3 protein-coding genes are annotated in these 3,288 nt (G+C 74.8%); 1 reads left to right on the forward strand and 2 read right to left on the reverse strand.

Annotated features, from left to right (window positions below; genetic code table 11):
• Both B4M60_RS11040 and B4M60_RS11045 read right to left on the reverse strand, forming a co-directional pair.
• Positions 1-645, reverse strand: a 645-nt coding sequence (locus B4M60_RS11040; RefSeq protein ID WP_291083637.1) for a methylmalonyl-CoA mutase family protein, incomplete at its 3' end; no start/stop codon positions are given.
• Position 646: 1 nt separating this feature from the next.
• Complete coding sequence (locus B4M60_RS11045; protein WP_291083639.1) at positions 647-2,485, reverse strand: methylmalonyl-CoA mutase family protein; 1,839 nt, start codon at positions 2,483-2,485, stop codon at positions 647-649.
• Between the two features lie 135 nt (positions 2,486-2,620).
• Here B4M60_RS11045 and B4M60_RS11050 point away from each other — a divergent pair.
• The coding region (locus tag B4M60_RS11050) for a TVP38/TMEM64 family protein (protein WP_291083641.1) at positions 2,621-3,288 on the forward strand (668 nt) is incomplete at its 3' end.

Raw genomic sequence — 3,288 nt, forward strand, 5'->3', positions numbered from 1 at the left:
GAGGATGTCGTTCTGGATGGTCCCCGCGAGCTGCTCCGGCGTCACCCCCTGCTCCTCCGCCGCCACCACGTAGAAGGCCAGGATCGGCAGGACGGCGCCGTTCATGGTCATGGACACCGACACGGCGGACAGGTCGATCCCGTCGAACAGCTCACGCATGTCCAGGATCGAGTCGATCGCCACGCCGGCCATGCCCACGTCCCCGGCCACCCGCGGGTGGTCGGAGTCGTACCCGCGGTGGGTGGCCAGGTCGAACGCGACCGACAGGCCCTTCTGGCCCGCCGCGAGGTTGCGCCGGTAGAAGGCGTTGGACTCGGCGGCGGTGGAGAAGCCGGCGTACTGCCGGATGGTCCACGGCTGGTTGACGTACATCGACGGGTAGGGGCCGCGGAGGAACGGTGCCGCCCCGGGGACCGTGTCCAGGGGGAACGGGGTGACCTCCTCGCCGTCGTCGGTCGGGGCGGTCCCCGCCTCGACGGCGTCACGGTCGGCCTTGGTGAAGACGCGCTTGACGTCGATACCCTCGGGCGTCTCCCAGTGGGCTCCGGGGGCGATCCCGTCGTCGACCGTCGCGGTGGCGGCCCGGGCGGCCTCCTCGGCGGTGTCGCGGAAGGGGGCGGTGCTGAAATCGGGGAAGGTCGTCATCTCACTTCACTCCCAGCTGGTCGAGGAGGGTGGACAGGGCGGCCACGGCGTCGATGCCGACCGACAGGTACCCGTCGGGGCGGTGGGCCGCGTCGGCCGGGAAGCCCCTCTCGGCGCCGGCGAGGTACACGGTCGACACGCCGGCGTCGCGCAGCGCGCGGACGGCGTCGGACCCCTCGGTGGCGTAGCGCCTGTCGGCGCCGCAGAGGACCGCGATGCGCTCGCCCTCGCGGGCACCGGCGTACTGGTCGGCCGCCGTGACGCCGGGGTTGCGGGCCTCGACGCCGCCGGCGGCGAGGAGGTTGGCCACAAAGGTCACGCGGCCCGTGGTCTCGGCCATCGGGCCGAGCCCGGCCAGCAGCACGGTGGGCCGGGACCCGGTGGCCTCGAGGTGCGCGTCCGAGCGATCCCTCAGGTCCTCGAACGCCTTGCCGTAGCGGTAGCCCTGCCCGCCCCGACGCGAGGCGTCGAGCGGCGGCTCGCCCAGGTTGGGGAACTCGGAGACGCCCGTGATCGGGGCGGTCCGGTGCGCGATCTCGGAGTCCCGCGTGTCGCGGACACCCGCGATCGCGGCGGCGACGCTCCCCGAGGCGATCGCGGCGGCCAGCCCGCCCTCGGCCTCGACGGCCTGCAGCGCCGACCAGGCGGCCTCGGCGAGGGAGTCGGTGAGCGACTCGACGTACCAGGAGCCGCCGGCGGGGTCCACCACGTGTCCGAGGTGCGACTCCTCGAGCAGGAGCAGCTGGGTGTTGCGCGCGATGCGCTCGGCGAACGAGCGGGAGGTGCTCTCGAGCCCGCCCGGCAGGGACGCGTCGAACGGCAGGACCGTCACCGAGGTGGCCCCGCCGACGCCCGCGGCGAACGCGGCGAGGGTGGTGCGCAGCATGTTCACCCAGGGGTCGCGCCTCGCCATCATGGCCGGGGACGTGACGGCGTGCTGGGGTGCCCCGCCGGCCTCGGGCGCGCCGAGGAGTTCGGCCACGCGGGCCCACACCAGGCGGCCGGCGCGGAACTTGGCGATGGACTGGAACTGGTCGTCGGTGGCGGCGAGCCGGAACGAGACCTGACGCAGGGCGGCGTCGGCGGTCAGCCCGGCGGTCATGAGCGCGCGGACGTACTCCAGGCCCGCGGCCGCGGCGTAGGCCAGCTCCTGGGCGTCCCCGGCGCCGTCGGCGTGGAACACGGTTCCGTCGGCGACGAACGTGCGGAGGGTCTCCTCGCGCTCCGACGCCCGCACGGCCACCTCGACCGCGTCGCCGAGGGCCGCGGCGTCGGCACCGGAGAACGCGTCGGTGACGGGGGCGGCGCCGAGGTCGGCGATCACCGCCGAGCGGTCCGTCACCCCGTCCCCGGCGGAGCGGCGCTCGTCGAGCAGCCGGAGGAACTCCTCGGACACCGCCACGAGGTCGGGCCCCGCGTCGAAGGTCACCGGCGCGAGGTCCAGGTAGACGTCCTTGAGGACCGCGGCCACGTCGGCGGCCGGCACCCGCAGCCAGAGGGCGGAGGCGCCCTGACCGAGCAGATCGAGCACGGCCTCGTTGGTCCGCGCCACGTCGCCGTCGACCTCGACCCGGGCGCTCACGTGCCACCCGTTCTCGGGCAGCCCCGACCGGTCGCCGCCGCGCACGAACGGGAACGCCCCCGGGGCGGGCCGCTCGGCGATCTCGTCGGCCCGCGTGTAGAGCGGGTTGATCTCGATGCCGTCCCGCGTGGTGGCCACGAGCGAACGCCACGCGTCCTCGGGCATGTCCGCGGGGTCCTTGCGGGCGGCCTTCGCGAGGACGGCTCCCACAGCGGCGTACCAGGAGTGGAGATCAGGACCTGTGGTCGGACCGGTCACCGGTACCTCGTTCTCTTGTGGAGTGAAGGGGGTCACCATCGGACTCTAGTGCAGCCCTCCCGCCTGCCGGACCGTGACCGTGCTCGCGGGGTCCGCGCGGGGGGAGATTCCGGCCGGGGCACTACAGTCGACCGGGTGCGTGGACGGGTGATCGCTTGGGTGGGTGCCGTCGCGCTCGTGGTGCTGGTGGCCACCCTCGTCCCGACCCCGGGCCTGGAGCAGCTCCGCGCGTGGGCGCAGCAGCTCGGGCCGTGGTTCCCGGCGGCGTTCTTCTCCGCCTACGCGCTCGTCACCGTGACCCCGGTCCCCCGCTCCACCTTCACCTACTCGGCCGCGGTGCTGTTCCAGCCGTCGGTGGCGATCCCCTGGTCGCTGGTCGCGACGGGCGTCGCGGCCACCCTCGCCTTTGCGGGGGTGCGCCGGCTGGGGCACGCCCGGGCCGAGGGCCTGCGGGCGGATCCGCGCATCGCCGCCGTGGACGTGAGGCTGCGCCGCCGCGGGTGGCTGTCCGTCGGCAGCCTCAGACTGGTCCCGGCGGTCCCGTTCTCGGTGGTGAACTACGCGGCGGCGCTGACGTCGATCCCGCTACGACCCTTCCTGGTGGCGACCGTCGTCGGCAGCGCCCCGGGGACGGTGGCCGCGGTCCTGCTCGGCCACTCGCTCACCGAGGGGGACGGCGGCGCGGCCCTGTGGGCCACGGTCGCCTTCGCGGCGGTGGGGCTCGTGGGGATGGTGGTGGACGCCCGCCTCCCCGTCCGGGCCGGCGCGCGGGAGGACACGCCGGACGACGACGACGACGAGGC

This window comes from Dietzia sp. UBA5065, from assembly GCA_002415925.1.
In the GTDB taxonomy this organism is placed as follows: domain Bacteria; phylum Actinomycetota; class Actinomycetes; order Mycobacteriales; family Mycobacteriaceae; genus Dietzia.